Here is a 25,560-nt window from a genome sequence, read left to right on the forward strand (position 1 = left end):
GCTGACCGGGCCTACTGCGCCAGCCGCTGCCCGGTCCAGGGCCCGGCAACGTTCGACGGCGACGCGAGGCTTCCGGAGGTCAGGTCCCAGTACTGCACGGTGTCGTTTGCCCGGCGCAGCGCCACCCCCGTGGAGTTCAGCCCCGTGACATTGCGCAGCGCGCGGATCCCGGTGACATCCGTCCAGCCCGTGGCCACGGTAGGCCGTGCCTCAGCGCGAAGTGTGGTGGTTCCCAACCCGCGGTACAGCGTGACGCTGCCGTCGGCCTTCAGGGCAAGGACGTCCTGGAAGCCGTCGGCGTCGTAGTCCACCATGGCCAGCCGGGAGGCGGAAATACCGGTGGCAATGGTGACGCGGTCGGCGATATCGCCGGTGCCCTTGTTGGCGTAGAGGTAGAGGTTCCCGGAGCCGTCGAGGGCCAGGATCTGGGGCATCCTGTTGTTGGCGCACCAGCCTCCCACCGCCAGGGTCAAGGTGCTCCAGCCGCCCGTGCCGAGTGTGATGGGCGCCTGGAATCCGCCGGCCGCGATGCCCCGGTACAGGGCCAAGTTACCCGCCGTCCACTGGGCCAGGACATCGTAGGTGCCGTCGCGGTCCCAGTCCGTCACGAAGACTTCCTTGGCGCCGGCGAACCCTGAGCCGATCACCTTCGCTGCAGCGTAGGTGCGCGGCCCGGTAGATGCCCTGTTCAACAGTTGCCCTGCCGAGTCGACCGAGACGAGGTCCGCCGGGCCCGTGATCGCGGCGGCGGAGAGGTTCAAGGTGGGCGGCATGTGCCGTACCGGGGGATCGCACAGGCTCGGCGACGGTGCCGGGAAGGGCCCGCCGGTTCCTGCGCCGCCCGGGGAATCGAGGGTGCCGGCGGGCAGCGTGGTGTAACCAAAGAAGTTGACCACTCCCCAGATCTGGTAGGTGGAGTTGGTGTAGGAGATTCCGGCGCCCATGACGTTGAACCTGGGGTCCAGCAGCATGGCGTTGTGCCCGGGGGAGCCCTTCCACCATTCCACGAGCTGGGCGGCGTCGCGGTCGGTGCGGATGGCGATGATCTCACCGGCCCCGTTGTTGGGACTCAGCGCGCGGGGGTCGGTCCAGAAGGAGGCCCGGTGCTCCACCACTTCCCGGGTGGCGATATTGTCCGACCATTCCTGGGACATGCTTGCCACGGTGGGGTGGTACTTCACCTTGTTCAGGCCGTTGGCCACCCGGTACTCGTTGATCTTGGTGAAGACCGTGAGGATCGCTGCCGCATTGCTGTCCGGGACCAGCGCCTCGGTGGACGGAAGCGCGGTGGCGGATTCGGGTGCGGCCAATGGGGCCGGCGCCGGGGTGGCAAGTTCCTGGTCCGGTGCCCACAGCGGAGGTACGGACGGCACGTCGGCCGCCGGCGCCGCCGGGGTGGTGGCAGGGAGTGCCTCCGTGGAAGGAGCAGCGGCTGGAGAAGATACCGCAGCCGCTGATGATGTTGCAGGAGCGGACGTGGCGGTGGGCGCCGGGGTGGGCGCGGGCAGCGGCGAAGCGGCCCGGATGTCCGGGTCCACGGCCGGGGTGAGGTTGCCGGTGCCGGCGTCCGCAGCAGGGGACCTGCCGGCGTCGCGCACTAAAGGAGCCGCGAGGGTGATGCTCGCCGTGCCCGCAGCCTGGCCGAACTGCGGCGCAGGAGGAGCTGCGGCGGACGATGAAACCAGCGCCAACGCACAGAGCACGCCAATGAAAGACGGTGCCACCAATTTATTCACAACATCCCCAGCTCTGTCATGCCTACCCGGGAGACCATTCCGGCGGCTTTCATTCGCAACATTAGCCCCACGAGGCCACAGCAACAACGGGAAAGTGCGGGTGTGGATAACCGATGCGGTAATTTGGGACCCGTGCTGATCTCTGACCGCGACATTCGTGCCGAAATTGATTCCCAGCGGATCGTGCTGGAACCTTACGACCCCGCGATGGTCCAGCCATCGTCCGTGGATGTCAGGATCGACAAATTCTTCAGGTTGTTCGACAACCACAAGTACGCGCACATCGATCCCGCGCTGGAGCAACCCGAGCTGACGCGGCTGGTGGAAGTGGAGCAGGACGAAGCGTTCATCCTCCACCCGGGGGAGTTCGTCCTGGGGTCAACGTACGAAACCGTCACCCTGCCCGATGACATCGCAGCCCGCCTGGAGGGCAAGTCATCCCTGGGCCGCCTTGGCCTCCTGACGCACTCCACCGCAGGCTTTATCGACCCCGGTTTCTCCGGGCACGTCACGCTGGAGCTGTCCAACATGGCCACGCTGCCCATCAAGCTGTGGCCCGGCATGAAGATCGGCCAGCTCTGCTTCTTCCGGCTCAGCTCCGCCGCGGAATACCCCTACGGCCAGGGGGAGTACGGCAACCGGTACCAGGGCCAGCGCGGTCCCACTGCGAGCCGCAGCCACCTGAACTTCCACCGCACCCGCATCTAGCACCCGCTTCCAGCCCGGGCGCTGCGGCACCCCTGGACCCGCGCTGGCGGAAACGCTAGACCTGGGGCGCGACGGCGGGCCGCCGGATGGCCGCCTTGGCCAGTGGTTCAACATAGCGTGCAGCCAACGGGCCCAGCACCGCCATCAGCAGCACATAGGCCGTTGCCAGCGCCGCCAGCTGGTGCGGAACCGCTCCGGAAGCGACCGCCAGGCCCGCGATCACGATGGAGAATTCGCCGCGCGCGATCAGGGCGGCGCCGGCGCGGAAGCGGCCCGGACGGGCGATTCCGGCCCGTTTCGCCGCCCAGATACCGGTCAGCATCTTGGTGGCCGCGGTGGCTGCCGCCAGGACCAGCGCCCAGCCCAGGACCGGCGGGATGGATGTGGGGTCTGTATTGAGCCCGAACGCCACGAAGAAGATGGCGGCGAAGAGGTCGCGCAGCGGTTCGAGGATGCGGGTGGCGCTGTGGGCCGTGGCGCCGGAGATGGCGATGCCCAGCATGAAGGCGCCCACCGCCGCGGACACCTGCATGGCCGACGCGGCTCCAGCCACCAGCAACGCAGCACCCAGGACGTTGAGCAGGAAGACCTCAGAGTTCTCGCTGTGGACGGCCTTGGAGACATGGTGTCCGTGGCGCAACGCCACCATCAGCACCAGGCTCACCACCGCCAGGGCTATACCCACCGTGGTGAGGCCGCCCAGGAAGCTCACGCCGGCGAGCATGGCCGTGAGGATGGGCAGGTAGACGGCCATGGCCAGGTCCTCGAACACCAGGATGGACAGCACCACCGGGGTTTCGCGGTTTCCCAGCCGGCCCAGGTCCGTAATGACTTTGGCGGCAATTCCGGACGAGGAAATGTACGTGACGCCCCCCATGACCATGGCCCCCACGCCGCCCCAGCCCAGGAGCAGCGCGAGGCCGGCCCCGGGCAGGAAGTTCAGGACGAGGTCCAGGACACCGGCCTGCCACGAACGGCGCAACCCGGTGAACAGCTCGGCCGCCGTATATTCCAGTCCGAGCATAAGCAGCAGGAGGATGACGCCGATCTCGCCGGAGAGGTGTGCGAACTCGTGCATCCCTTCGAGCTTGACGATGCCGCCCGCCCCGAAAGCGAGCCCGCCCAGCAGGTAGAACGGGATAGGGGACATTCCAATCCGGCCGGCAAGCCTGGCCAGCAGGCCGAGGCAGAACACGACGGCCCCCAGCTCAATGAGGGTCTGGGCCAGCGGATCCATTCGACTTAGCCGTTACGCAGGATATTGGCCGCAGAGTCCAGGCCCTCCTGGGTGCCCACCGCCACCAGCAGGTCACCGGGGTGGAGGACGACGTCGGGCCCAGGCGAGGGCAGCACCTCACCCTCGCGCATGATGGCCACGATGGAAACGCCGCACCGGGTGCGGATACACGCCTTGCCCATGGGCTGGCCCTGGAACGGGGAGTCCGCAGCGATGGAGAACTGGCGGGTGACGATACCGGGGACGTCCTTGTGCTCTTCGGCGAGCTTCATGGCCAAGTGGGTGCCACCCAAAAGGTTGCCCAGGGTGGCGGCTTCATCGCTGGTGAGCGGAATCGAGGCCTGGCAGGTATCGGGATCGTCCCAGGTGGAAACGATAAGTTCCGTTTGGCCTTCCCGAAGCTCCACCACACCTATGCGGCGTCCCGAGGCGGTCATGAAATCCCTCCGGCGGCCCAGGCCGGGCAGGTTGGTTTCGTCCACGTTCATGGTTCCAGCCTAGTCTGCCTGGCGGGACTTGGCCGGGCTCCGGCGGGGTGCCGGACGCCGCGTCAGGCGGCGGGAACCACGGCGATGGGAGCCTGGTCCGGAGACTTCACCGGCAGCAGGACCAGGAGCCCGGCCAAGAGCACCACCATGATGCCCAGGATGCCCCAGCGCTGCGCCTGCCCTGCCGGTACCAGCGGGGTGGCCACCGTGATGCAAAGGGTGAACAGGGCGGGTGCCAGGAAGCTGACCGCCCGTCCGGTGGTGGCATACAGGCCGAAGAGCTCTCCCGATTCCCCGTGCGGCGCCAGCCGGGCCAGGTAGGCGCGGGACGAGGACTGGGCCGGCCCCACGAACAGGCAGAGGAACAGCCCGAACACCCAGAAGGTGGTGCTCCCGGCCCAATCCATGCCGAAGAAGGAATAGTTTCCGTTGCCGAGGACCAGGATGGCGGTCCCGGCGATCAGGAGCCCCACGAGGGAACCCGTGATGACGGCCTTGGGGCCCACCTTGTCGTCGAGGAAACCGCCAATCACGGCGCCGATGGCCGCCACCACGTTACCGAAGATGGCGAAGAAGATGACCTGGGACAGGGCGAAGCCGAAGGTGCCGGCAGCGATGATGCCGCCAAAGGTGAAGACGGCGGCGAGGCCGTCCCGGAAAACGGCACTGGCGAGCAGGAAGTAGATGGTGTGCGGGCTGGTGGCGTAGATGGCCTTGATGCGCCGGAGCAGCAGCCCGTAGCTGGCCAGGAAGCCCAGGCGTGCGGCCTGCGTGGTGCGGGGCAGTTCGGGGACGGCGAACAGGACCGGGAGGGCGAAGACGAAAAACCAGAGGGCGGAGAAGACGGCCACCAGCCGGATGTTGAGGCTGTCCGTGGTGGATGCCCCGAACCAGTCGAAAGCCGGTTGGACGAACAGTTGCAGGACGATCAGGAGGGCCACGATTCCGCCGAGGTAGCCTGCGCCCCAGCCGAACCCGCTGACCTTCCCGATGTTCTGCGGCGTGGAGACCTGGGCAAGCATGGCGTTGTAGTTAACCCCGGCGAATTCGAAGAACACATTGCCCAGGGCGATCAGGCAGGCACCAAGGAGCAGGAATTCCGGGTGCGGAAACACGAAGAAACACAGGGCGGTGAGGATGGCGACGGCGGCGGAGTTCACTCCCAGCCACAGCTTGCGGCGGCCGCCCGCATCCGAGCGCTGGCCGGTGACCGGCGCCAGGAGTGCGATGGCCAGCCCGGCAACGGCCAGTGCGGCGCCCAGGACCGCGGAGGCGCTGTCCTCCCCGCCGAAGGCATTGGAGGTCAGGTAGACAGTGAACACGAACGTGGTCATGACCGCGTTGAAGGCCGCCGAACCCCAGTCCCACGAGGCCCACGCCAGGATGCGGCGCTTGCTGGAGGTCCGGGTTCCGGTTTCGAGTTCCGAGGCAGGCCGCATTGCCCCCTGAGCGCTGGCGCTGTTCATACGTTGAATCGTATCCGCCCGTGGCGAACACCCGGCGGAGCACAGGCCCCTGACGTCGGGGAATTCGCCCTCCGGGCCCGCGCGGACCAGAAAAGCTGGTGCCGGTGCCTTGATAAACTGAACCCTCCCGGATCTAACTACTTTTGCCGCCTGCTCCAACTTTTGACAATCGAATCCCTGACGTTGCGGAGATACCAGTGATAACAGTCCTTGCCGTGCACTTTTCGGTGGCTGTCCTGGCGCCTTTCCTCTTCAGGGCCTGGGGCCGGAATGCGTTCTACGCGCTGGCGGCGGTCCCGGCTGTTTCCTTCGTTTGGCTGGTCTCCCAGTACGGTTCCGTCTACTCCGGCCCGGGTGCGGTAGCGGAAGTTTTCGAATGGATTCCAGGCCTCCATCTCGAGTTTGCCTTCCGGATGGACGCGCTGGCATGGGTGATGTCCCTGCTGGTGCTCGGCGTCGGTGCGCTGGTGCTGCTCTATTGCGCCCGGTACTTCAAGCGGGAGGACCAGGACCTCGGTGGCTTCGGCGCGCAGCTGCTGGCGTTCGCCGGCGCCATGTTCGGGCTGGTGCTGGCCGATGACCTGCTGCTGCTGTTCGTCTTCTGGGAACTCACCACCATCCTGTCCTACCTCCTGATCGGGTTTGCCCGGACCCGGCTCGCGGCCCGCCGGTCCGCCCTGCAGGCGCTGATGGTCACCACGGCCGGTGGCCTCGCCATGCTGGTGGGCCTGATCATGCTGGGCTACACCGCAGGCACTTACCGCGTCTCCAGCATCCTGGAGCAGGCGGCCGCCCTGGTCTCCGGACCCTCGGGTGCCACGGTGAATGCCGCCGTCGTACTCATCCTGGTGGGTGCCATCACCAAATCCGCGCTGGTCCCGTTCCACTTCTGGCTCCCCGGCGCCATGGCTGCGCCCACCCCCGTCAGCGCGTACCTGCACGCCGCGGCGATGGTCAAGGCGGGAATCTACCTGGTGGCCAGGCTGGCCCCGGGCTTCGCCGGGACGGCGTACTGGCAGCCTGTGGTCCTGGGCCTGGGCCTGGCCACCATGCTGGTGGGCGGCTACCGGGCGCTGCGGCAGTCCGACATCAAGCTGATCCTCGCCTACGGCACCGTCAGCCAACTGGGGTTCCTCACCATGGTGGTGGGCTTGGGAACGCCGGACGCCGCCTTGGCCGGCCTGGCGATGCTGCTTGCCCACGGCCTGTTCAAGGCCACGCTCTTCCTGGTGGTAGGCATCATCGACCACCAGTCCGGGACCCGCGATGTCCGGGAACTCTCCGGGGTCTTCCGGTCCTCCCGCGCCCTGGGCATCGTGGCCGGCATCGGCGCCGCATCCATGGCAGGCGTGCCGCTGCTGGCCGGGTTCGTTGCCAAGGAATCTGTGCTCGAAGCGTTCGTGCACCACGCCACCGGCCCGCACGCCGGCCCCTGGGGGATGGTGGTCCTTGCAGGCCTCGTGGTGGGATCCATCCTTACCTTCGCCTACAGCGCCAGGTTCATGTGGGGCGCCTTCGCGGCCAAGCCCGGCGTGGAACCCACCCCGTTCAAAGCCATCAGGCCCTCCTTCCTTGCCGCCCCCGCGGTCCTGAGCCTCCTGACCGTCGCCTACGGGCTCTGGCCGCTTCCGGTGGATGCCTGGATCCAGCCTTATGCTGCGCTGTTCGCGTCCACAGTGCCCGACGCCGGGACGCCGGCCGAGCAGGCGGGCCACCTCGCGCTGTGGCACGGTTTCACCCCGGCGCTGGGGCTGACGGCCGTCACTTTCGTGCTGGGCGCGGCCATGTACTTCGGGCGCAATGCCGTGGCCCGCGCCCAATCCCTGGTCCCGGCCTGGGTGGACGGCGACCGGGCCTACCAGCTGAGCATCGGGGCCCTGGACGACGCCGCCGTCTGGATCACGGGCCGGACCCAGCGCGGTTCCCTCTACTTCTACCTCGCCGTGATCCTCAGCGTCGCATTCGTCCTGCCGCTCACCGCCATCCTGCTCAGCGGCAATGCCCTGCCGCATGACATCTACCTCGTGGATCCGCACTCCCCGCTGCAGCTCGTGGCAGGGGTGGGCATCGTGATTGGTGCCCTCGCCGCCGTCAAGGCCAACAAGCGCTTCCTGGCGGTGCTGATGGTCTCCGTCACCGGATACGGCATCGCCCTCATGTTTGCCCTGCAGGGAGCTCCCGACCTTGCCCTCACGCAGATGCTCGTGGAAACCATCATCCTGGTGGCGTTCGTCCTGGCCATGCGCAGCCCTTCCACCCGAGTTGCGCGACCGTACCGGCGGAAAATACCGGGTGGTGCGCGTCATCATCGGGCTGGGATTCGGCGCGACCATGGTGTTCGCCGGGATCTTCGCCATGGGAGCCAGGACCGCCATCCCGGTATCCCTGCAATTTCCGCGGCTTGCCTACGAGGGCGGCGGCGGCCTGAACGTTGTCAACGTGACGCTCGTGGACATCCGCGCCTGGGACACGTTCGGTGAGATCAGCGTCCTTGCCCTGGCCGCCACCGGCGTGGCCAGCCTGATTTTCGTGCGCGGCCGCGGAGACCGCCTGCAGAGGTCCGCGTCCGTTGCCGAGGGCACGGTGGGCCGCTACCACGGTGTGGACCCCGGCTCCCGTGACGGCGCGGCGCTGGCCATCAGCCGGAAGTTCGCCGCTTCCGCCCGGGACGCCTGGATCGTGGCAGGCAGGACCCTCGCCCCGGAACGCCGCTCCATCATCTTCGAAGTGGTCACCCGCCTGATCTTCCACTCGATGATTATCTTCTCGCTCTACCTGCTGCTGGCAGGCCACAACCTGCCCGGCGGCGGTTTCGCCGGCGGCCTCACCGCCGGGCTGGCCCTGACCATCCGCTACCTCGCCGGCGGGCGGTTCGAGCTGCGGGAAGCCGCACCGCTCAGTGCCGGTGCATTGCTGGGCACCGGCCTGGCCCTGGCCGCCGCCTCCGGCGTGACGCCCCTGCTGCTGGGCGGCCAGGTGTTCCAGTCCGCCATCATCGAGGTGTGGCTGCCGGTGTTCGGCGACATCAAGTTCGTCACCTCCACCATTTTCGATATCGGCGTGTACGTCGTGGTGGTGGGCCTGGTGCTGGACGTGCTGCGCAGCCTCGGCGCCGAGATCGATGAACACATGGAGGAGCGGTCCGCGGCAGCCGGGCCCGAACCGGCACAGCAGGACCAGGCACCGGACCGTATTCCTGCCGAGGCCACCGCAAAGGGCAACGCATGAGCGTCAACCTGACCCTGCTGATCGTCATGGGCGCCCTGTATGCCTGCGGCATCTACCTCATCCTCGAACGCAGCCTGACCCGCGTCCTGCTGGGACTGATGCTGCTGGCCAACGCCACCAACCTGCTGATCCTCTCCACCGGCGGATACGCCGGCCTGGCCCCGTTCTTCACCAAGGACACGCCCGCCGCCGATTACAACGACCCCCTGCCGCAAGCCCTGATCCTGACCTCGATCGTGATCTCCTTCGCCGTCACCGCGTTCATGCTGGGCATCATCTACCGCACGTGGGTGCTGGCACGCGAGGACGACATCCAGGACGACGTGGAGGACCTCCGGGTGGCGGAAACCCCCAGCTTCGACGCGGAGGATGACGCCGAAGTCCCTGCTGAAACATCCGAGTTCCCGCTCGCCACCGTCACCGCGGGAGGCCGGGAAATGCCGGCCGAACACGCAGCCGCGGAGGAAAAACCGGGCTCGCTCAACATTGAACCCGGCCCGGAAGGCGGCAAAAAGTGAACATCGCCAGCCTGGCCCCGCTCGCCGTCGTCCTTCCCATCCTGGGCGCCGCCCTGACCTTCCTGCTGATCCGGCACTCCCGGGCCCAGCGGGCAGTGAGTATCGGACTGTTGTCGCTGACCCTGGCGCTCGAATGCCTCCTGCTGGCATCCGCGTGGAGCAGCGGGACCGCAGCGGTGACCATCGGCGGCTGGCTGCCGCCCTGGGGCATTGTGATGGTGGTGGACCAGTTCTCGTCACTGATGCTGGTGGTCTCCTCGGCCGTGAGCCTGGCCGTGCTGGTGTACGCCACCGGGCAGGGCATGGCCGACGGCGACGAGGACGCCCCGGTCTCGATCTTCCACCCCACCTACCTGATCCTGGTGGCAGGGGTGTCCAACGCGTTCCTCTCCGGGGACCTCTTCAACCTTTACGTCGGCTTCGAGATCCTCCTGACCGCAAGCTACGTGCTGATGACCCTCGGCGGCACCGGGCCACGCATCCGAGCCGGCGTCACCTACGTGGTGGTGTCGGTGGTGTCCTCGGTGCTGTTCCTGATCGCCATCGCCATGGTGTACGGCGCAACGGGCACCGTGAACATGGCCGACCTCGCCCTCAAGCTGGGCGAGCTGGACCAGGGCACCAGGACCCTGCTGCATGTCATGCTGCTGGTGGCGTTCGGCATCAAGGCCGCCGTCTTCCCCCTGTCCTTCTGGCTCCCCGACTCCTACCCAACGGCGCCGGCACCTGTCACCGCCGTGTTCGCCGGCCTGTTGACCAAGGTAGGCGTGTACGCGATGGTCAGGACCGAGACGCTGCTGTTCCCCGGCGACACCCTTAACACGCCCCTGATGGTGGTGGCGCTGCTGACCATGGTGGTGGGCATCCTTGGTGCGCTGGCGCAAAGCGACATCAAGCGTCTGCTCTCGTTCACCCTGGTCAGCCACATCGGGTACATGGTGTTCGGGCTGGCCATGTCCTCCGTGGCCGGGCTGGCGGCGGCGGTCTTCTACGTGGCCCACCACATCACCATCCAGACCAGCCTCTTCATGGTGACCGGACTTATTGAACGCCGCGGCGGCAGCTCCTCGGTCGACCGGCTGGGCGGCCTGGCCAAGCTCTCACCCATGCTTGCGCTGCTGTTCTTCATCCCGGGCATGAACCTGGCCGGCATCCCGCCCTTCTCCGGGTTCCTTGGCAAGGTGGGCCTGCTCCAGGCCGGCGTTGAGCTGGGCACCCCCCTGGCCTATGCGCTGGTGACCGGCGGGGTGCTGACCAGCCTCCTGACGCTGCTTGCGATCGCCCGCGTCTGGAACCGCGCGTTCTGGCGGAAGCCGGAGGACGCCGAACATCCGGACCCGGTGCTCCTGGCCGGCCCCTCGGGGCGCGCCGCCGGGCCGGGTGCCAAACTCAACACCGTCACGCTCCTGCCGCGCACCATGGTTGGCTCAACCCTGGGCCTGGTGGTCCTCGGTGTCGCCCTCACCGTGTTCGCGGGGCCACTGTTCGGGCTCTCCGGCCAGGCCGCGCGGGACATGCTTGACCGGGCGCCGTATATCCAGTCGGTCCTCGGCGAAAATACCGCTGTCCCGGCCACCGTGACGGGAGGAGGACGATGAGCCGCAAACGGATTTCGCTGCGCCAGGAGCTTCCGCTGCTGGTGTGGCTGGTGATTGTCTGGGGCGCCCTGTGGCAGGACTTCAGCCCCGGAAACCTGCTCTTCGGCGCCCTGCTGGCGGTGGGGGTTGCCCGGTTGTTCTACCTTCCGCCGGTGGAGCTCAGCGGCCGGTTCAACATCCTGTACGCCGTACCCTTCGCCTTTGCCTTCCTGGGGAAGGTGGTGGTGGCCAGCGGCCAGGTCCTGTACCTGGCGACCGTCCGGGGACCCAAGGTGACCAACGCCGTCGTCGCGGTAAAGCTCCGCAGCCACCAGGACCTGATCGTCACCGCCACCGGGCACGTGATCTCCCTGATCCCAGGCTCCCTGGTGGTGGAGGTGGACCGCCCGGCCTCCACCCTGTACCTGCATGCACTCAACATCACCTCGAAGCAGGACATCGAGGGCCTGCGGAACGAGGTACGGTCCATCGAGGCCGGCCTGATCCGCATCATGGGCTCCGTCGAAGAACTTGAAGCCGTCCGAATGGAGGCATCCGCATGATGCCCGTTGTCCTGGCGGTCACGGCCGTCATTTTCTCGCTGGCCGCCGGCGGGGCCATCATCCGGATTGCCCGCGGCCCTTCGCTGCTGGACCGGGTCCTCGCGGCCGACGTGCTGCTTGCCATCCTGGGCGGGGCCCTGTGCGTGGACATGGCGGTGAACCGGCACCTGAACAACTTGATGCTGGTGGTGGCCATCTCCATCATCGGGTTCATCGGGTCAGTGACGGTGGCCCGGTTCGTCGCAGACCGGAGGGTGAACCCCAATGAATCCTGACGTCTCCGGCGCCGACGCGTGGATTGACCTTGTCTCCGCGGTGTTCATGGTGGTGGGTGCGCTTCTGTCGCTGGGCGCCGCGATCGGGCGTGCTCCGCTTCCCGGACCTGATGAGCCGCATGCACGCCGCCACCAAGCCGCAGGTCCTGGGCCTGTTCCTGCTGCTGGCAGCCATTGGACTCCAGATGCGGACATGGTGGGTCTGGCCGGTGCTGGTGGTGGCCTGGATCTTTCAGCTGCTTACGGTGCCCGTGTCCGCGCACATGGTGGGCAGGGCCGGCTACCGCACCAAGCACCTGCACAGGGAACTGCTTGCCGCGGATGAGCTTGAAGCCGTGGTGCAAAAAGCCGCCGCCGAGGCTGCCCGGACGGACAACCCCGACGACGGCGAAACCCGCCAGTAGCTAGACGATGTCCTGCGTCTTGGCGAACCGGGTGATGGCGCGCTGGGTGCCCCGGTTGGCCAGGACCTGGATGATCGCGCTGACCGAGGCGGAGATAAGCGCGAATGTCAGCGCCGAACGGAGGCTGGTGGGCACGTCCTCGTTCTTTCCGGTAGGCGGCTTCTGCCCGGTGGTCTTCTCCCAGATGGCGTTGACGAGCTTGGTGCCGACCAAGCCTGCGCCCAGGCTCACCCCGGTCCCGAGCAGCTTGATGAAAAGGTTCATTCCTGGTACTCCTTGCGGGCGGAAAACGGACTTCCTCCAGCCTAGCCGTACACCCGTGCCGGTCCGGGCAAAGGCGTGGCGGGCTGCAAGCGGGTTGTTCGGCTAACCGGCCGACGGGCCGGTGCGGAACTTGATCATCTTGTGCGTGCCGTCGCAGTAGGGCTTGATGGCCGAGGCGCCGCAGCGGCACAAGGCAACGGTCTTGCGGTCGCGGGGTACGGCGTCCCCGGACGGCGTGACGATTTCAAAATCGCCCCGGACGATCAGGGGCCCGTCCGGGCAGACCACGATGGAGCCCGTGGCGGATTCCTGGTCCATGTCGGAGCCGGTTCCACGCTGTCCGGGATTCATGCCTGCACCGCTTTCATCGAGTTGTTGCCGTTCTTGGCGGGCCCGGCTATCGGGGGTGCAGGCCTCATGCTGCCGCCGCTACGGCCGTCCGCAGCGATGATGCCCCGGCCTCCCACGAGGACATCAGGTGGGTGGACAGCCTGCTGTCGAGGGCCATGACGGCACTCGCCCCAAACAGGACGTCCGCGAGGAGGTGCGGCTCGGCCTCGACCAGGCCGCCGGCGAGGTCACGGCCTGCGATCTGTTCATGGACGGCGTCTGCCTCCACATGCTCATCGAAGTAGTGGGTAACCTCGGCGCCGAAACCGTGCCGGCGGAATCCGTTACCGTAGAACCGGTTGGGCTGGGAGGACGTCATTTCGTAGATCGCCAGGTGGCCGGTGATGGCACCCCGGAGCCGCCGGTTCAGGCCGCAGAGCGACATGAGGTTAACGGTGGCGAGGGAGACTGCGGGGACGGCATCAACGTAGGCGCCGTACCTGTCGTCGAGGCCCAGGCCGCGCATGGTCCGGGCGAACAGCGCGCTGTGCATCCGCTCGGGCCGGCCGCCACCGTATTCGTCCGCCTGGATTTCCACCAAGGCCGCCTTGGGCCGTCCGCTGAGCCGCGGAATGGCCCATGTGTGCGGATCGGCTTCCTTCAGCTGGTACACCGACTTGTGGACCAGGAATTCCCGGAGCTGCTCCAGGCTTGCCTTCCTGGCAACGTAGCGGGAGAGGCTGGGACCGGTGTCCATGGCGGCGAGGCCGAACAGGACGTCGGCTACTTCGTCGCTGGTTATGGCGCCGCGGTCGGGCAGTTCGAAGTCTCCGGCCGCCTGGTGTGCGGCAGCGCGGAGGGCCGCCTCGAACGGTTCCTCGACCAGCTGCCGGACCCTGATCAACGCCGGCTCCCACTCCCAGTTGTCCGAGACGCTGTCCAGGCCGGAGTAATGGAGCTCGTAGAGGCAAAAGAGTGCCAGTTGGATGTCCTCGTCCCCAATGATGTCACCGGTGCCGGCCACCTGCCGCGCCGCCAGGCGGTAGAGCCGGTCCAGCTCCGTCCCTGCGGCACCCGGTGCCTGGGCCAGGACTGTGAACAGGGCGCTGGTGAGGGGGCCTCTGGTGTCCGGGATTCTCATGGTGCTCCTTGGCCTGCCGCGGGGACGGGAACGAACGCCGGACCGCCATGGTGACTCCCATGCCCTGTCCTCTCGAAACCCGGGAAACAATATAGTAAGCATGGTTACTAATAAAACCTAAGCAGGCTTTGCGCAGAGGCTCCTGCAGGTCCACTGGCGCCCGGGCAGGCAGCGCTCAATAGGGGTAGGCAACCGGACGGCATTCTGGCGGGGCTCGGTTCCAGCGAGCCCTCCGGCTGGGCGCCCGCCGAATCCGGATCGTATCCTGTCACATCCGGTGGAATGGCGCTCACAGCCCGCTATCCACCCCTGCCAGGTGTAAACTTGACCACGCCCGGAAGGGCAATCAAAAGCCTTACCCAACGAACAACAACACCAATAACGACAGGGGAGCGCCGCCGTCGGACAACCTGGCTTGCCAGGAACCGCAGGTGGGCGCTGAGAGTGCGGAACAGCCGCAGACCCTCGAACCTGATCCGGTTAGTACCGGCGCAAGGGAGTCGAGTTCTCAAAGTGCCGCGGCTGCACGGCAACAGCCGTCAGCCGGGTCCACTTTCCCCTCCTGTTTCCCAGGAGGATCACATGAGTACTGCAGCAATCAAGAAGACCACCAGTAAGTCCTGGCGCGTCGTGGACATCGTCGTCGCCGCGCTGGTGGCCATCGCGGGCGGCGTCATTTTCTGGGCATGGGACCAGGGAGCAGCCGCGCTGTCTGCCCCCATGAACGCCGCCTACCCGCCCCTGACTGGGCTGCTGGCGGGTGGCTGGATGATTCCCGGCGTGCTGGGGATGCTCATCATCCGCAAGCCCGGTGCCGCCCTGTTCTGTGAAACCGTGGCCGCCACCGGGGAACTCCTCATGGGTTCCCAGTACGGCGCCTCGGTTCTCTTCTCCGGCTTCATCCAGGGCCTCGGCGCCGAAATCATCTTCGCCATCTTCGTGTACCGCAAGTTCAACCTGCCCGTATCCCTGCTGGCCGGCGCCGCGGCTGGATTCTTCTGCGGACTGAATGACTCGTTCGCGCCGTGGGGCTGGAATATCGCCTACTCCGGTGCGGACAAGCTGGCCTACATCGTGTTGACCACCGTCTCCGGTGCCATCCTCGCCGGTGCCCTGTCCTGGCTCGCCACGCGCGGGCTGGCGCGCACCGGCGTGCTGAGCTCCTTCGCGTCCCGCAAGGCCGCTACGGAGCCTGTCTTCTCCTGATGGCACCAGCCCAGGGCGCCGTCCGCCCCGCCGCCGTCACGGCCCGGGGCTGGGGCTGGCGGCATGCCGGCCGGGCAAAACCTGCCGTCCATGCCCTCGACCTGGACATCAGCCCCGGCGAGCGGGTGCTCCTGCTCGGTCCCTCGGGTGCCGGGAAGTCAACGCTGCTGCATGCCCTCGCCGGGGTGCTGGGTGATATCAACGACGACGGCGAGGCCGGCGACGCGGACGAGTCCGGTTCATTGCTGGTTGACGGCGCCCGGCCCCGGGACAGGCGCGGCCGGTCCGGCCTCATGCAGCAGGACCCGGAGACGCAGGTGGTCCTCTCCCGGGTCGGGGACGACGTCGCCTTCGGCGCCGAGAACCTTGCCGTGCCCCGCGACGCCATCTGGGCGCGCGTGCACGAGGCGCTTGCCGACGTCGGGCTGTCCCACCTCCCGCTGGACCACCCGACGTCGGCCCTCTCCGGCGGCCAGAAACAGCGCCTGGCGCTGGCCGGCATCCTCGCGATGCGCCCGGGGCTGATCCTGCTGGACGAACCCACCGCCAACCTGGACCCGGACGGCGTGCTGGAGGTCCGCGACGCCGTGGCGCGCTGCCTGGACAAGACCGGAGCCACCCTGGTGGTGGTGGAGCACCGGGTCTCCGTGTGGAAGGACCTGGTGGACCGGATCGTGGTCCTGCAGCCGGGCTCCGCCTCGGATCCCGCCGTGCTCCTGGACGGGCCCCCGGACCGGGTGCTCAGCGAAGCCCGGGCCATGCTGACGGCCGCCGGGGTGTGGGTGCCGGGGTACGTGCCGGCAACCCGCCGCCGGGCGGACGTCCCGGCCGCCGGAACCGGCAACCTCCTGCTGGCAGCCGAAGACCTCGGCGTCTCCCGCGAGCGTCCCCGCCGCAAAGGCTTCCGGAAAATCCCGCCGGTTCCGGTCCAGGAGGGTGTTGCCGCGCAGGTCAGGGCCGGCCAGGCTCTGGCCGTCACGGGCCCCAACGGCGCCGGGAAATCAACGTTCGCGCTAACCCTCGCGGGGCTCCTGGAGCCGGTGTCCGGAAAAGTGTCCGCCACGGTGGACCTCAGCCGCGGTGCCGGGATCGACCCCTACACGTGGAAGGCCGAGCAGTTGATCTCGAGGGTGGGCACCGTGTTCCAGGAGCCGGAGCACCAGTTCGTGACCGGCAAGGTGCTGGATGAGCTGCTGTTCGGGCCGCGGCATCTGGGCCACGGCGAGGACCGGGTGGAGGAACTGTTGGAGCGGCTGCGGCTCACCCAGCTGGTGGACGCAAACCCCTACACACTGTCCGGCGGTGAGAAACGGCGGCTGTCCGTGGCCACGGTCCTGGCCGCCAGCCCGCAGGTGCTGGTCCTGGACGAGCCCACGTTCGGGCAGGACGCCAACACCTGGGCCGAGCTGGCCTCGTTCCTGTCCGAACTCCTGGACGCCGGCACGGCAGTGGTGTCCGTGACCCACGACGCCGAATTCACCGCTGCCCTGGGCGGGGCCGAGCTGCGGATGGCTGCGGCGGAACCGGTGGCGCCATGAGGCAGCAACTGACGTTGAGCGGCAACCACGCCCTCCTGGCGCGGGCCAATCCGCTGAGCAAGTTCGCCGCCGTCGTGCTCATCACGGCGGTCCTGGCGCTGTCCATCGACTGGGTGTCCGCTTCCGTGGCCCTGGCCTTCGAGCTGATGTTGTTTCCCCTCGCGGGGCTCACCCTGTCGCTGCTCTGGCAGCGGGGCTGGCCGCTGATCCTCGCTGCCGCCATCGGCGGGTGGAGCACGTCCATCCTGGCGCCGGACAGCGGAAGGATCCTGCTCGACGCCGGCATCTGGACCATGAGCGAAGGGTCCCTCCAGCTGGGCATCGGCTTCCTGCTGCGCGGCTTCGCGATCGCCCTTCCGGCGGTGCTCCTGATGAGCTGCACCGATCCGACCGACCTCGCGGATGCACTGGCGCAGAAGGCGCGCCTGCCGCACCGGTTTGTTTTGGGAACCCTGGCGGCGATGCGCCTGGTGGGGCTCATGGCCGAGGAATGGCAGACGATCGGCATGGCCCGGCGCGCCCGCGGTGTTGGTTCGCGAGGGAACGTGGTCCGGCGGGTGCAGGCGATGCTGGGGCAGAGTTTTGGACTGTTGGTGCAGGCGATCCGCCGCGCGTCGAGGCTTGCCGTCACCATGGAAGCGCGGGGCTTCGGCGGCGGGGACCGGACGTGGGCCCGCGAATCCACATTCAGTGTGCTGGACCTGTGGGGTGGTGGGCGGCGGCGTCTTGGTGGCCGGGCTTGCCCTGGGCGCGGCGCTTGCCGCGGGCAGTTGGAACATGGTGTGGTTGGGCAGCTAGGCCGGTTACTCGCGGGTACTATCGCATGTGGCGGGTAGGGTGCCCCCGATTGGCTACCACACACGATGATCCTCGGCACGCTAGCTCATCTATGATATATTTTTGGCATGACTCAGGAGACCGCCGGCCACGTGGCCGCCATGTTGAGGGACGCCCGGAACGAAAAGGGCTGGACGCAGGGCCAGCTGGCTTCCGAACTCGGTACCAGCCAGAGCGCCGTCGCCCGGATGGAACAAGGCAAGCAGAACCTCAGCCTCAAGATGATCCAACGGCTGGAGAACATCTTCGACCGGAGCATCGTCAACGTGGGCAAGCCCAGGATGACGCACCTGCGTGTGGAGGGCGGCCGCACCTTGTCCGGCGCCGTGGACGTGAACAGCAGCAAGAACGCTGGTGTGGCGTTGCTGTGCGCCAGCCTGATCAACCGGGGCACCACCGTGCTCCGCCGCCTGGCCCGGATCGAGGAAGTCAACCGCATCGTTGAAGTGCTGACCAGCATCGGCGTGGAATGCACCTGGCTTAACGACACCGATCTCCGCCTGCGCCGCCCGGCCGTCCTCGACCTTAACGCGATGGACGTGGACGCGGCACGGCGCACCCGCAGCGTCATCATGCTGCTGGGCCCGCTGCTGGACGAGTCACGGGAATACCGGCTGCCCTACGCCGGCGGCTGCGACCTGGGAACCCGCACGGTGGAACCCCACATGCAGGCACTGCGCGAGTTCGGCCTCTCGGTGGAGGCCACCGCCGGTTTCTACACTGTCCAGGCGCCACCTGCGGACAACCAGGACCGCTCCTTCGTCCTCACCGAACGGGGCGATACCGTCACCGAGAATGCGATCATGGCGGCAGCGCACCGGCCCGGAACAACCGTGATCCGCAATGCCAGCCCCAACTACATGGTGCAGGATCTCTGCTTCTACCTGCAGATGCTCGGCGTCACCATCGAGGGCGTGGGAACCACCACGCTTCGAATCACCGGCCGGCCCGCGATCGACGCCGAGATCGAGTATTTCCCGTCTGAGGACCCCATCGAGGCCATGAGCCTGATCACGGCCGGCATCGTCACCAACTCCGAGGTCACGGTCCGTCGGGTACCCATCGAGTTCATGGAAATCGAGCTGGCCACCTTGGGCCAAATGGGACAGAAGCTCGAAATCTCCGGTGAGTACATGGCCCGGAACGGCCGCACGCGGCTGGTGGACGTGACCACCAAGCCCTCGGAGCTGCGCGCCCCCGAGGACAAGATCCACCCGATGCCGTTCCCCGGGCTGAACATCGACAACCTGCCGTTCTTCGCCGTCATCGCCGCGAATGCGCACGGACAGACCATGATCCACGACTGGGTGTACGAGAACCGGGCGATCTACCTGACGGAGCTCAACCGGCTCGGGGCACAGGTGCAGCTGCTGGACCCGCACCGGATCTACGTCAATGGACCCACCAAGTGGCGCGCCGCAGAGGTGGGCTGCCCGCCGGCGCTCCGGCCCGCTGCCTGCCTGCTGCTGGCCATGCTCGCCGCGCGGGGCGTCTCCGAGCTGCGCAACATCTACGTGATTGAGCGCGGCTATGAGGACCTGGCGGAGCGCCTGAACACCATCGGCGCCAAAGTGGAGTACTTCCAGGACTAGGCGTTCACGGTTCGTCATGATCAGTGGCGGCTCCCGGAATTTCCGGCCCCTGACGCAGAATGTTCGTATGCGTACTTTCGGCGTGGAGGAAGAACTCCTGATTGTTGATCCGGAGTCCGGAGAGCCGCTTGCCCTGGCTGACGCCCTCCTCGCCGGACACCGTGTCGCGGCGGACGATCGTCCCGTGGACCCGGACGTCCACCCTTCCGGGAAGCAGGCGGACCACGACGACGAGATGGGCTTGAGTGCCGAGCTGAAGCTTGAGCAAATCGAGACGCAGACCCGGCCCTGCCTGGAGTCCGCGGGCCTGCTCGAACAGATCCGGGCCGGCCGGGCAATGGCCAACCACGCGGCCGCCAAACATGGTGCCAGGGTTGCTGCGCTCGCCACCTCACCCCTGGCATCCACCAGCCATACGACGCCGGACCCGCGCTACGCCAGGATGCTGGAACGCTTTGGCCTCACGGCGCAGGAGCAGCTGACCTGCGGTTTCCACGTCCACACCTATATCGAATCACCGGAAGAAGGCGTCGCGGTCCTGGACCGGATCCGCGACAAGCTGGCCGTGCTGACGGCGTTGAGCGCCAATTCGCCGTTCTGGAACGGCGTTCCCACCGGATTCGAAAGCTACCGCACCCAAGCCTGGAACCGGTGGCCGACTGCCGGCCCGGCCGCCATCTACGGAACGTACCCCGCGTACCGGAGGGTTGTCACCCGGCTGCTGGAAACCGGCGTCATGCTCGACGAGGGGATGCTGTACTTCGACGCGCGGCTTTCCCGCAACCACCCGACCGTGGAGGTGCGCGTGGCCGATGTCTGCCTCCGTGCCGAGGACGCAGCCCTGATCGCCGTGCTGGTCCGTGCGCTGGTGGAATCAGCCAGCAGGGAATGGTCCGAGGGCGTGGATCCGGCCCCCGTGCCCACTGTCCTGTTGCGGATGGCGTCGTGGCAGGCCAGCAGCTCAGGACTTAGCGGGGAACTTTTGGACTTTGGGAATTTCCGCCCGGCCCCGGCCGCCGACGTCGCCCGTTCCCTGGTGGACTACCTGGCGCCTGTCCTGCACGAACAGGGCGAACTGGCCTTGGCCCGGCAGGGCGTGGAGCACATCATCGCCCGCGGCACCGGGGCCGCCGAGCAGCGTCGGGCCCGCGACCGGGCTTTGGCCGGACCACCTCCCGAGGACATGGGGTTCGGCGCCGTGGTCCGGCACGCCGTGGACGTCACCATGCGCGGCGCGCTGGATCTTTCAGACGTGGAGGACACACCGGAACTCCTGCGGGTCCGCCAGGCCTGACGCTTCAGATCTGCTTGAGGGCCTGTTCCAGGTCGCGAATGAGGTCATCCGCGTCCTCGAGCCCCACCGAGAGCCGGACCACGCCATCGCTGAGGCCAATGGCGGCCCGCCCCTCCGGCCCCATGGCGCGGTGCGTGGTGGTGGCGGGGTGGGTGATCAGGGACTTGGAATCGCCGAGGTTGTTGGAGATGTCGATGATCCGCAGGCCGTCCAGCAGCGCGAAGGCGGCCTCCTTGCCGGAGCGCGCGCCGGAAGGAGCCAGCTCAAGGGTGAGGACGGTGCCGCCGGCACTCATCTGTTTCGCCGCCAGCTCATACTGCGGATGCGACTTGAGTAGCGGGTACTTCACCCAGCTCACGGCAGGCTGCTCTTCGAGCCATTCGGCAAGCCGCAGCGCGGTGGCCGAGGAGTGCCGGACGCGCAGGCTCATGGTTTCCAGGCCCTTGGTCAGGACCCAGGCGTTGAACGCTGAAAGCGCCGGACCGGTGTGGCGCATCAGCTGCTTCACCGGGCCGTCGATGAATTCCTTGGTGCCCAGGATGGCGCCGCCCAGGACGCGGCCCTGCCCGTCGATGTGCTTGGTGCCGGAGTACACGATCACGTCCGCGCCGAGGTCCCCGCAACGCTGCAGCAGGGGAGTGGCGAAGACGTTGTCCGCAACCACCTTGGCGCCGGCGGCATGGGCGAGTTCACTCACCGCGGCGATGTCCACGATTTCCTGCATCGGGTTGGACGGGGATTCGAAGAAGACGGCGGTGGTGGGCTTGGACAGGGCCTCGCGCCACTGGTCCAGGTCCGGGCCGTCGACGAAGACCGTTTCCACGCCCCACCGGGGAAGGATCTCGTTCAGGATCACAAAGCACGAACCGAACAGCGATCGGGCGGCCACCACGCGGTCGCCGGCGGCGAGCAGCGCGCCCAGGGCGGTGAACACCGCGGACATGCCCGACGCCGTCGCAAAGCAGGCCTCGGCGCCTTCCAGCAGCCTGAGCCGTTCCTGGAATGTGGCCACGGACGGGTTGCCGTAGCGCGAGTAGACAAAGCGTTCGTCCTCGCCGGTGAAGGCGCGTTCGGCCGCCGCTGCGGATTCGTAGACGAACCCTGAGTTCAGGAAAATGGCCTCGGAGGTTTCCTGGAAGTTGGTGCGGTCCAGGCCGCCGCGGACCGCCTGGGTATCGGGGTTCCAGCCGGGGGCATCTTGATTGAAAGTCACTTAATTCTTTCCGAGGTTGGTGGGCAGGCCGCGGTTCTTCCAGCCGTTGACGGTCCGTTCGCCGTAGCGGTCCGGCTCGCCTTCGAAGCCCTCCAGGACGTTGTAGGAGGTGAAGCCGGCCTGGGTGGCCGCAATGGCTGCTGCGATGGAGCGCTGGCCTGAGCGGCAGAGGAACACCAGTTCCGCGCCGGGGTCCTCGGGCGCCTGCTCCGTCAGATCCTTCACGAAATCGGGGTTGGGGATGCCGCCAGGGAAGGTCCACTGGATGAACAGGGGATCGTTGTCCGTAGCCTTGGTGTCCGGAATGCCGATGTGGGCCCATTCGCCCTCGGTGCGGACATCCACCAGGATGGCGCCCTGCTCCAGCTTGGCCCATGCTTCCTGCGGCGTCAGGTCTCCTGCGTAGCTCATGCGTGGCCCTCGCCGTCGAACTCGCCCTCCAGGTCGTCAACGGCCGTGGCCACCGCGGCGTCTGCCGAGGCGATTGCGGCCGGGAGGACAACTGCCTGGGCCACGATGACGCTGCTGCCGTTGAAGGTGGCCGCCGGGCTGCCGTGCAGGACGTAGCCGTCCGCGAGTGCAGCCGAGATCCGCTCACAGAATGAGCGGTCGTCGGGGCCCGTAATCAGGCGGTAGGACAATTTTTCGTCAGGGGCGGGTGCGTCAGACACGACGGATCTCCTTCTTTCACGCTTGCAGCTCGAATCGGTCGATATGCCGAGTATTCACCTGAGGCACCCCGCCGCGAGAGGAGGGTTGCCGACCGGCCAGTCAGGGCTTAACACCGGTACTCATTACTCCCCAAAAACGTAACACCTGCCGCGCCAAGCCGCACGGCCGTCGTCGTCATGTTCCGTAATTGAGAGCTGGCAGCCGCTGCGCGTCACGGGAACGCTGCAAGGCGGCCGGACCGATAAAGTTTCTACCTGGGCGCCGCCCTGCCGTCACAGTGGGAGTACCGGGGGGTTTGCCAGCATGCGAACTGGGCTGGTTCCTGATCCCGCTTGGCCGGGCAACGCTTTACGTGTTCATCATGCACGTGGTGCTGGGGCTGCTGTGGGTGATGGTCCGCACCAGGTTCCTGTTCCGGCTCATTCCCACGTAGCGGCCGGGCGACGCCCGGTATGCGGTGCCCGGGCATGAAAAATGCCGTGGCACGGTCGGTGCCACAGCATTTATCTCAAGTGCCGAATGCTCGGTGGGGGAGGCCCCGCAGTTCCGGTGTCTTAGACCAGCTCGGGATAGGAAGCGACAATGTAGTCGGCGGCTGCCGCACCCTTCATGCGCAGGCCCTTGCGGCTTCCCGGCAGCCGGTCCTTCATCGCTGCCCAGAACGTTGTTTCCGTGCCTGGCAGGTGCTGATTGATGAAGCACCAGCTCATGTACAGGCCGTAGAAGCGGTCGCGTTCCAGCGTGGAGTCGGATGTCTGGTCGAAGTAGGTGGCGTCTTGGAGAAAGAGATCAAACTGGGAATGTGCCATGAGGGCGTCCCTTCGCTAAGTGCGTGGCGCCGCCGTTCGGCTACAGCAGCGGACTCGATGCCGTGCACTGGTGGCAATCGGGTCCATAGATTCGATCCCCGGAAAAACTGGGGTCGTTAGCGCCGTCAACGCCTGTCTACGCTGTAGACTTTACTCGTAGACTACATATGAGGCAACCCTCTCGGAAGAAGCCGGGAGGCCGCCCCCAGCAAGGATAAAGCCATGACCTCCCCCAATCCGTCCCGCGCCGGCAAAGCCAAAGCCAGGCTCAGCCGGGACATCGTGCTGGCTAAAGCGCTGGAAATGGTGGATGCCGAAGGCCTGGACGCGCTGACCATGCGCGGCCTGGGCCAGGAGCTGGGGCGGGACCCGATGAGCCTCTACCGCTACGCGGAAAACCGGGCCGCCTTGCTGGACGGGGTTACGGAACTGGTCCTGGGCCAGCTCACCATCCAGCCGGAGGACCCGGACTGGAAGGCGCAGTTGCGGAAGATCGCCCACAACCTGCGGATGCTGGCGCTGCGGCATCCCAATGTTGTGCCCCTGCTGGTCACCCGGCCCCTTTCCACCCCGCTGGGTTTGCGCCCGCTGGGCACGCTGCGGCCGCTGGAACAGATCCTGACGCTGCTGGCGGCTGCCGGATTCGAACCGGCCGACGCGCTGCACGTTTATCGCGTGTACTACGGCTTCCTCTACGGCCACATCCTCAACGAACTGCAGGAGTTCGTGGTGGACCCGGAAGAGAACGAGGTTCTGCTCCGGCTGGGGCTCCACCGCCTTCCTGCCAAGGAATTTCCCAGGCTGCGGGCGCTGGCGCCGGCGCTGTCGGATTACGACGGCGCCATCGAACTCGACCAGGGGCTTACCATCCTGCTGTCCGGGCTGGAAGCGCAGCTTTCCCGGCAGGCGGCAGTACCGCTCGGTTAGCGCGGAAGCGGCAAACGCAAGATTATTCGAACGAGGCCCGGCGGCGGTCCTGCACGCGGGTGTTCCAGACATCCGGCCGGTTCACCTGGAACCTGCGGCCGGTCAGGGCCTTGGCGTTGAGCCGGACATAGTTGGCCTTTTCGCCGGGCTGCCACGGTTCCAGACCAAGGCCGTCCACCTGGTCCTTGACCGCCTGGTCTTCGATGATTTCGGTATCGCCGCGCACCACCACGCTCCACGCCAGTTCGGTGGCGGGGTCGTAGCCGTCGATCTCCAACGCGGCCGGGCGTTCCATCTTGGCGCCCCAAAGCTTGGAGCCGGGCGCGGTGCGGAAGACGATGCTGCGCAGGTGGACGATGTAGTTCACGGGGAAGATTTCGGGATGCTCGTCCACCACGATGGCCAGCCTGCCCACGGTGTCATTGGCGAGGAGTTCCCAGCAGTCGTCAAAGGAGAGGTTTTCGATCGGCAGCTTGTGCGAGTCCATGGTCCACACCTTACGGCTGAAGCCCGAAGCGCAACAGGGCCGGTGGCCCTGTTGCGCGGCTACTGGATCCCGGCGAAAAGCCCGCTCAACTCGGCGGTCAGTTCCTTTTGGATGGCCGGCGCGCCGATCTCCTTGCCGTCGATCCGGTTCACGGGGGCCAGCAGGCGCACGCTGGAGATAAGCCAGACCGCATCCGCATCCAGCAGGTCCCGGGGTTCCAGCGGGCCATACCCCAGCTCCCAGCCCGCCGCCTTGGCCGCCGCGAAGAGGGCACCCTGGGACGTTCCGGGCAGGATGCCGCTGTCCAGCTGGGGCGTGATGAGGCGCTTGACCGCCGTGCCGTCGTCGGACTTTTCCACGTGCGCCAGCAGCACGGTGGAGGTGGGGCCTTCCAGGACGCGGCCGTCGGATGAGGTGAAGATGACGTCATCCGCGCCCTGCTTGTGGGCGTACCGGAGGGCCGCCATGTTCACGGCGTAGGACAGCGTCTTGGCTCCCAGGAGCAGCCACGGAGCCCGGTCGGCCACGTCGCTGTCGTAGCCCCGGTCCAGGAGGATCACGTCAATGCCGGTTTCCCGCTGGCGGCGGCCGACAGCCCCCGCAGGCGATACCTGCACCCAGGCGGTGGGGGCGGGGGCGCCTTCGATGCCGCGGGTCACTACAAGCTTGACCACCAGTTCGTCTGCGTCAGCGTCCGACGGCGGGTTCTCCGACCGGTGCCGCGCCACGGCAGCCGCAATGGCGCCCCGCCACGCGTCCTGGTCCGGGATGTCCAGGTCCAGTGCTGCGGCTGAGCCTGCCAGCCGGTCAAGGTGGGCCTGCATTTTCCGCACTGTTCCGCCCACGGCCAGCATGGTTTCAAAGACGCCATCACCCCTGGTAACACCCAGGTCCGTGACCAGCAGCTGGGGTTTGGACGCATCGGCCACCCGGCCGTCGGGGAACGCGGGGTCAAGGAAGATAAGAACCACTGGGGCTGGAGGGGTCATGGCACCAGCTTAGTGCGGCTCCGCGGATAAGCTGGGCAGAGTGCACCGGCCGGAAGCCGTC

Annotated in this window: 24 protein-coding genes, 3 pseudogenes and 2 riboswitches; of the genes and pseudogenes, 14 read left to right on the forward strand and 13 right to left on the reverse strand. The window is 67.2% G+C overall.

The annotated features are described in order from the left end of the window. Positions 1-11 precede the first annotated feature (11 nt). The gene (locus QF050_RS05295) at positions 12-1,724 is read right to left on the reverse strand and encodes a CAP domain-containing protein (protein ID WP_308929485.1); all 1,713 of its coding nucleotides are present in this window, start codon (positions 1,722-1,724) and stop codon (positions 12-14) included. Positions 1,725-1,868: 144 nt separating this feature from the next. On the opposite strand from QF050_RS05295, the gene dcd reads away from it, so the two are divergent. Continuing rightward, the gene (dcd, locus tag QF050_RS05300; protein WP_308929486.1) at positions 1,869-2,444 is read left to right on the forward strand and encodes a dCTP deaminase; all 576 of its coding nucleotides are present in this window, start codon (positions 1,869-1,871) and stop codon (positions 2,442-2,444) included. 55 nt (positions 2,445-2,499) lie between these two features. On the opposite strand, the gene QF050_RS05305 is transcribed toward dcd, so the two are convergent. From QF050_RS05305 to QF050_RS05315, 3 genes are all read right to left on the reverse strand, one after another. After that, positions 2,500-3,681, reverse strand: a complete 1,182-nt coding sequence (locus QF050_RS05305; protein WP_308929487.1) for a cation:proton antiporter — start codon at positions 3,679-3,681, stop codon at positions 2,500-2,502. A 5-nt stretch (positions 3,682-3,686) separates the two neighbouring features. Beyond that, positions 3,687-4,169 carry a cation:proton antiporter regulatory subunit gene (locus tag QF050_RS05310; protein ID WP_308929488.1) on the reverse strand — a complete coding sequence of 161 codons (483 nt, stop codon included), beginning with the start codon at positions 4,167-4,169 and terminating at the stop codon, positions 3,687-3,689. A 62-nt stretch (positions 4,170-4,231) separates the two neighbouring features. Further along, positions 4,232-5,635, reverse strand: a complete 1,404-nt coding sequence (locus QF050_RS05315) for an MFS transporter (protein WP_308929489.1) — start codon at positions 5,633-5,635, stop codon at positions 4,232-4,234. Between the two features lie 197 nt (positions 5,636-5,832). Here QF050_RS05315 and QF050_RS05320 point away from each other — a divergent pair. The 6 genes and pseudogenes from QF050_RS05320 (at position 5,833) to mnhG (ending at position 12,200) form a co-directional block, all read left to right on the forward strand. After that, a pseudogene (locus QF050_RS05320) lies at positions 5,833-8,863 on the forward strand (Na+/H+ antiporter subunit A). Beyond that, positions 8,860-9,381, forward strand: coding sequence for a Na(+)/H(+) antiporter subunit C (locus QF050_RS05325; RefSeq protein WP_308929490.1), 522 nt, complete (start codon positions 8,860-8,862; stop codon positions 9,379-9,381). The pseudogene QF050_RS05320 and the gene QF050_RS05325 overlap by 4 nt, the downstream one beginning before the upstream one ends. After that, complete coding sequence (locus QF050_RS05330; RefSeq protein WP_308929491.1) at positions 9,378-10,979, forward strand: Na+/H+ antiporter subunit D; 1,602 nt, start codon at positions 9,378-9,380, stop codon at positions 10,977-10,979. The genes QF050_RS05325 and QF050_RS05330 overlap by 4 nt, the downstream gene beginning before the upstream one ends. After that, positions 10,976-11,521 carry a Na+/H+ antiporter subunit E gene (locus QF050_RS05335; protein WP_308929492.1) on the forward strand — a complete coding sequence of 182 codons (546 nt, stop codon included), beginning with the start codon at positions 10,976-10,978 and terminating at the stop codon, positions 11,519-11,521. Before QF050_RS05330 ends, QF050_RS05335 begins: the two co-directional genes overlap by 4 nt. After that, positions 11,518-11,796, forward strand: coding sequence for a monovalent cation/H+ antiporter complex subunit F (locus tag QF050_RS05340; RefSeq protein ID WP_308929493.1), 279 nt, complete (start codon positions 11,518-11,520; stop codon positions 11,794-11,796). The genes QF050_RS05335 and QF050_RS05340 overlap by 4 nt, the downstream gene beginning before the upstream one ends. Then, positions 11,786-12,200: pseudogene (mnhG, locus tag QF050_RS05345) on the forward strand (monovalent cation/H(+) antiporter subunit G). The gene QF050_RS05340 and the pseudogene mnhG overlap by 11 nt, the downstream one beginning before the upstream one ends. Here the strand turns inward: mnhG and QF050_RS05350 are convergent. The 3 genes from QF050_RS05350 to QF050_RS05360 all read right to left on the reverse strand — a co-directional run bounded on the left by QF050_RS05350 (position 12,201) and on the right by QF050_RS05360 (position 13,935). Then, on the reverse strand, positions 12,201-12,464 hold the full coding sequence (locus QF050_RS05350; RefSeq protein ID WP_308929494.1) for a DUF4235 domain-containing protein: 264 nt from the start codon (positions 12,462-12,464) through the stop codon (positions 12,201-12,203). Positions 12,465-12,566: 102 nt separating this feature from the next. Continuing rightward, positions 12,567-12,782, reverse strand: a complete 216-nt coding sequence (locus tag QF050_RS05355; protein WP_308932106.1) for a CDGSH iron-sulfur domain-containing protein — start codon at positions 12,780-12,782, stop codon at positions 12,567-12,569. A 97-nt stretch (positions 12,783-12,879) separates the two neighbouring features. Then, positions 12,880-13,935: an iron-containing redox enzyme family protein gene (locus QF050_RS05360; RefSeq protein ID WP_308929495.1), complete on the reverse strand. Its 1,056-nt coding sequence runs from the start codon at positions 13,933-13,935 to the stop codon at positions 12,880-12,882. 376 nt (positions 13,936-14,311) lie between these two features. Then, positions 14,312-14,451: riboswitch (TPP riboswitch) on the forward strand. Between the two features lie 66 nt (positions 14,452-14,517). Here QF050_RS05360 and QF050_RS05365 point away from each other — a divergent pair. The 5 genes and pseudogenes from QF050_RS05365 to QF050_RS05385 all read left to right on the forward strand — a co-directional run bounded on the left by QF050_RS05365 (position 14,518) and on the right by QF050_RS05385 (position 20,402). Further along, complete coding sequence (locus QF050_RS05365; RefSeq protein ID WP_308929496.1) at positions 14,518-15,141, forward strand: ECF transporter S component; 624 nt, start codon at positions 14,518-14,520, stop codon at positions 15,139-15,141. Beyond that, a complete protein-coding gene (locus QF050_RS05370; protein ID WP_308929497.1) occupies positions 15,141-16,679 on the forward strand; it encodes an ATP-binding cassette domain-containing protein in 1,539 nt (512 codons plus the stop codon). Before QF050_RS05365 ends, QF050_RS05370 begins: the two co-directional genes overlap by 1 nt. Continuing rightward, positions 16,676-17,477: pseudogene (locus QF050_RS05375) on the forward strand (energy-coupling factor transporter transmembrane protein EcfT). The gene QF050_RS05370 and the pseudogene QF050_RS05375 overlap by 4 nt, the downstream one beginning before the upstream one ends. A 107-nt stretch (positions 17,478-17,584) precedes the next feature. Next, positions 17,585-19,108, forward strand: coding sequence for a UDP-N-acetylglucosamine 1-carboxyvinyltransferase (locus tag QF050_RS05380; RefSeq protein WP_308929498.1), 1,524 nt, complete (start codon positions 17,585-17,587; stop codon positions 19,106-19,108). Between the two features lie 67 nt (positions 19,109-19,175). After that, the gene (locus QF050_RS05385) at positions 19,176-20,402 is read left to right on the forward strand and encodes a glutamate--cysteine ligase (protein WP_308929499.1); all 1,227 of its coding nucleotides are present in this window, start codon (positions 19,176-19,178) and stop codon (positions 20,400-20,402) included. 4 nt (positions 20,403-20,406) lie between these two features. Here the strand turns inward: QF050_RS05385 and QF050_RS05390 are convergent, their stop codons facing one another. The 3 genes from QF050_RS05390 to QF050_RS05400 are packed head-to-tail and all read right to left on the reverse strand — an operon-like array spanning position 20,407 to position 22,286. Then, the gene (locus QF050_RS05390) at positions 20,407-21,615 is read right to left on the reverse strand and encodes an O-succinylhomoserine sulfhydrylase (RefSeq protein WP_308929500.1); all 1,209 of its coding nucleotides are present in this window, start codon (positions 21,613-21,615) and stop codon (positions 20,407-20,409) included. Continuing rightward, complete coding sequence (locus QF050_RS05395; RefSeq protein ID WP_285243836.1) at positions 21,616-22,026, reverse strand: rhodanese-like domain-containing protein; 411 nt, start codon at positions 22,024-22,026, stop codon at positions 21,616-21,618. Further along, a complete protein-coding gene (locus tag QF050_RS05400) occupies positions 22,023-22,286 on the reverse strand; it encodes a DUF1737 domain-containing protein (protein WP_018760735.1) in 264 nt (87 codons plus the stop codon). The genes QF050_RS05395 and QF050_RS05400 overlap by 4 nt, the downstream gene beginning before the upstream one ends. 13 nt (positions 22,287-22,299) lie before the next feature. Beyond that, positions 22,300-22,414, reverse strand: a riboswitch (SAM riboswitch). Between the two features lie 168 nt (positions 22,415-22,582). On the opposite strand from QF050_RS05400, the gene QF050_RS05405 reads away from it, so the two are divergent. Continuing rightward, positions 22,583-22,720, forward strand: a complete 138-nt coding sequence (locus QF050_RS05405; RefSeq protein ID WP_308932228.1) for an OpgC domain-containing protein — start codon at positions 22,583-22,585, stop codon at positions 22,718-22,720. A gap of 121 nt (positions 22,721-22,841) precedes the next feature. On the opposite strand, the gene QF050_RS05410 is transcribed toward QF050_RS05405, so the two are convergent. Beyond that, positions 22,842-23,096, reverse strand: a complete 255-nt coding sequence (locus QF050_RS05410) for a hypothetical protein (RefSeq protein ID WP_308929501.1) — start codon at positions 23,094-23,096, stop codon at positions 22,842-22,844. Positions 23,097-23,318: 222 nt separating this feature from the next. Here QF050_RS05410 and QF050_RS05415 point away from each other — a divergent pair, with 222 nt between their 5' ends. Next, a complete protein-coding gene (locus QF050_RS05415; protein ID WP_308929502.1) occupies positions 23,319-24,023 on the forward strand; it encodes a TetR/AcrR family transcriptional regulator C-terminal domain-containing protein in 705 nt (234 codons plus the stop codon). Between the two features lie 22 nt (positions 24,024-24,045). Here QF050_RS05415 and QF050_RS05420 read toward each other — a convergent pair whose 3' ends face one another. Both QF050_RS05420 and QF050_RS05425 read right to left on the reverse strand, forming a co-directional pair. After that, the gene (locus QF050_RS05420) at positions 24,046-24,510 is read right to left on the reverse strand and encodes a pyridoxamine 5'-phosphate oxidase family protein (protein ID WP_308929503.1); all 465 of its coding nucleotides are present in this window, start codon (positions 24,508-24,510) and stop codon (positions 24,046-24,048) included. 59 nt (positions 24,511-24,569) lie between these two features. Further along, entirely contained in the window at positions 24,570-25,499 is a 930-nt protein-coding gene (locus QF050_RS05425; protein ID WP_308929504.1) for an aminodeoxychorismate lyase, read from the reverse strand. Positions 25,500-25,560: the final 61 nt, after the last annotated feature.

Source organism: Arthrobacter sp. SLBN-112, assembly GCF_030944625.1.
Taxonomy (GTDB): domain Bacteria; phylum Actinomycetota; class Actinomycetes; order Actinomycetales; family Micrococcaceae; genus Arthrobacter.

What these genes read in the sequence shown, in the direction of transcription:
- QF050_RS05340 (WP_308929493.1), top strand. Translation starts at nt 11,518, where the DNA reads ATGATGCCCGTTGTCCTGGCGGTCACGGCCGTCATTTTCTCGCTGGCC.
- QF050_RS05415 (WP_308929502.1), top strand. Translation starts at nt 23,319, where the DNA reads ATGACCTCCCCCAATCCGTCCCGCGCCGGCAAAGCCAAAGCCAGGCTC.
- QF050_RS05370 (WP_308929497.1), top strand. Translation starts at nt 15,141, where the DNA reads ATGGCACCAGCCCAGGGCGCCGTCCGCCCCGCCGCCGTCACGGCCCGG.
- QF050_RS05395 (WP_285243836.1), bottom strand. Translation starts at nt 22,026, where the DNA reads ATGAGCTACGCAGGAGACCTGACGCCGCAGGAAGCATGGGCCAAGCTG.
- QF050_RS05315 (WP_308929489.1), bottom strand. Translation starts at nt 5,635, where the DNA reads ATGAACAGCGCCAGCGCTCAGGGGGCAATGCGGCCTGCCTCGGAACTC.
- QF050_RS05365 (WP_308929496.1), top strand. Translation starts at nt 14,518, where the DNA reads ATGAGTACTGCAGCAATCAAGAAGACCACCAGTAAGTCCTGGCGCGTC.
- QF050_RS05385 (WP_308929499.1), top strand. Translation starts at nt 19,176, where the DNA reads ATGCGTACTTTCGGCGTGGAGGAAGAACTCCTGATTGTTGATCCGGAG.
- QF050_RS05335 (WP_308929492.1), top strand. Translation starts at nt 10,976, where the DNA reads ATGAGCCGCAAACGGATTTCGCTGCGCCAGGAGCTTCCGCTGCTGGTG.
- QF050_RS05305 (WP_308929487.1), bottom strand. Translation starts at nt 3,681, where the DNA reads ATGGATCCGCTGGCCCAGACCCTCATTGAGCTGGGGGCCGTCGTGTTC.
- QF050_RS05350 (WP_308929494.1), bottom strand. Translation starts at nt 12,464, where the DNA reads ATGAACCTTTTCATCAAGCTGCTCGGGACCGGGGTGAGCCTGGGCGCA.
- QF050_RS05425 (WP_308929504.1), bottom strand. Translation starts at nt 25,499, where the DNA reads ATGACCCCTCCAGCCCCAGTGGTTCTTATCTTCCTTGACCCCGCGTTC.
- QF050_RS05380 (WP_308929498.1), top strand. Translation starts at nt 17,585, where the DNA reads ATGACTCAGGAGACCGCCGGCCACGTGGCCGCCATGTTGAGGGACGCC.
- QF050_RS05355 (WP_308932106.1), bottom strand. Translation starts at nt 12,782, where the DNA reads ATGGACCAGGAATCCGCCACGGGCTCCATCGTGGTCTGCCCGGACGGG.
- QF050_RS05410 (WP_308929501.1), bottom strand. Translation starts at nt 23,096, where the DNA reads ATGGCACATTCCCAGTTTGATCTCTTTCTCCAAGACGCCACCTACTTC.
- QF050_RS05360 (WP_308929495.1), bottom strand. Translation starts at nt 13,935, where the DNA reads ATGAGAATCCCGGACACCAGAGGCCCCCTCACCAGCGCCCTGTTCACA.
- QF050_RS05310 (WP_308929488.1), bottom strand. Translation starts at nt 4,169, where the DNA reads ATGAACGTGGACGAAACCAACCTGCCCGGCCTGGGCCGCCGGAGGGAT.
- QF050_RS05420 (WP_308929503.1), bottom strand. Translation starts at nt 24,510, where the DNA reads ATGGACTCGCACAAGCTGCCGATCGAAAACCTCTCCTTTGACGACTGC.
- QF050_RS05325 (WP_308929490.1), top strand. Translation starts at nt 8,860, where the DNA reads ATGAGCGTCAACCTGACCCTGCTGATCGTCATGGGCGCCCTGTATGCC.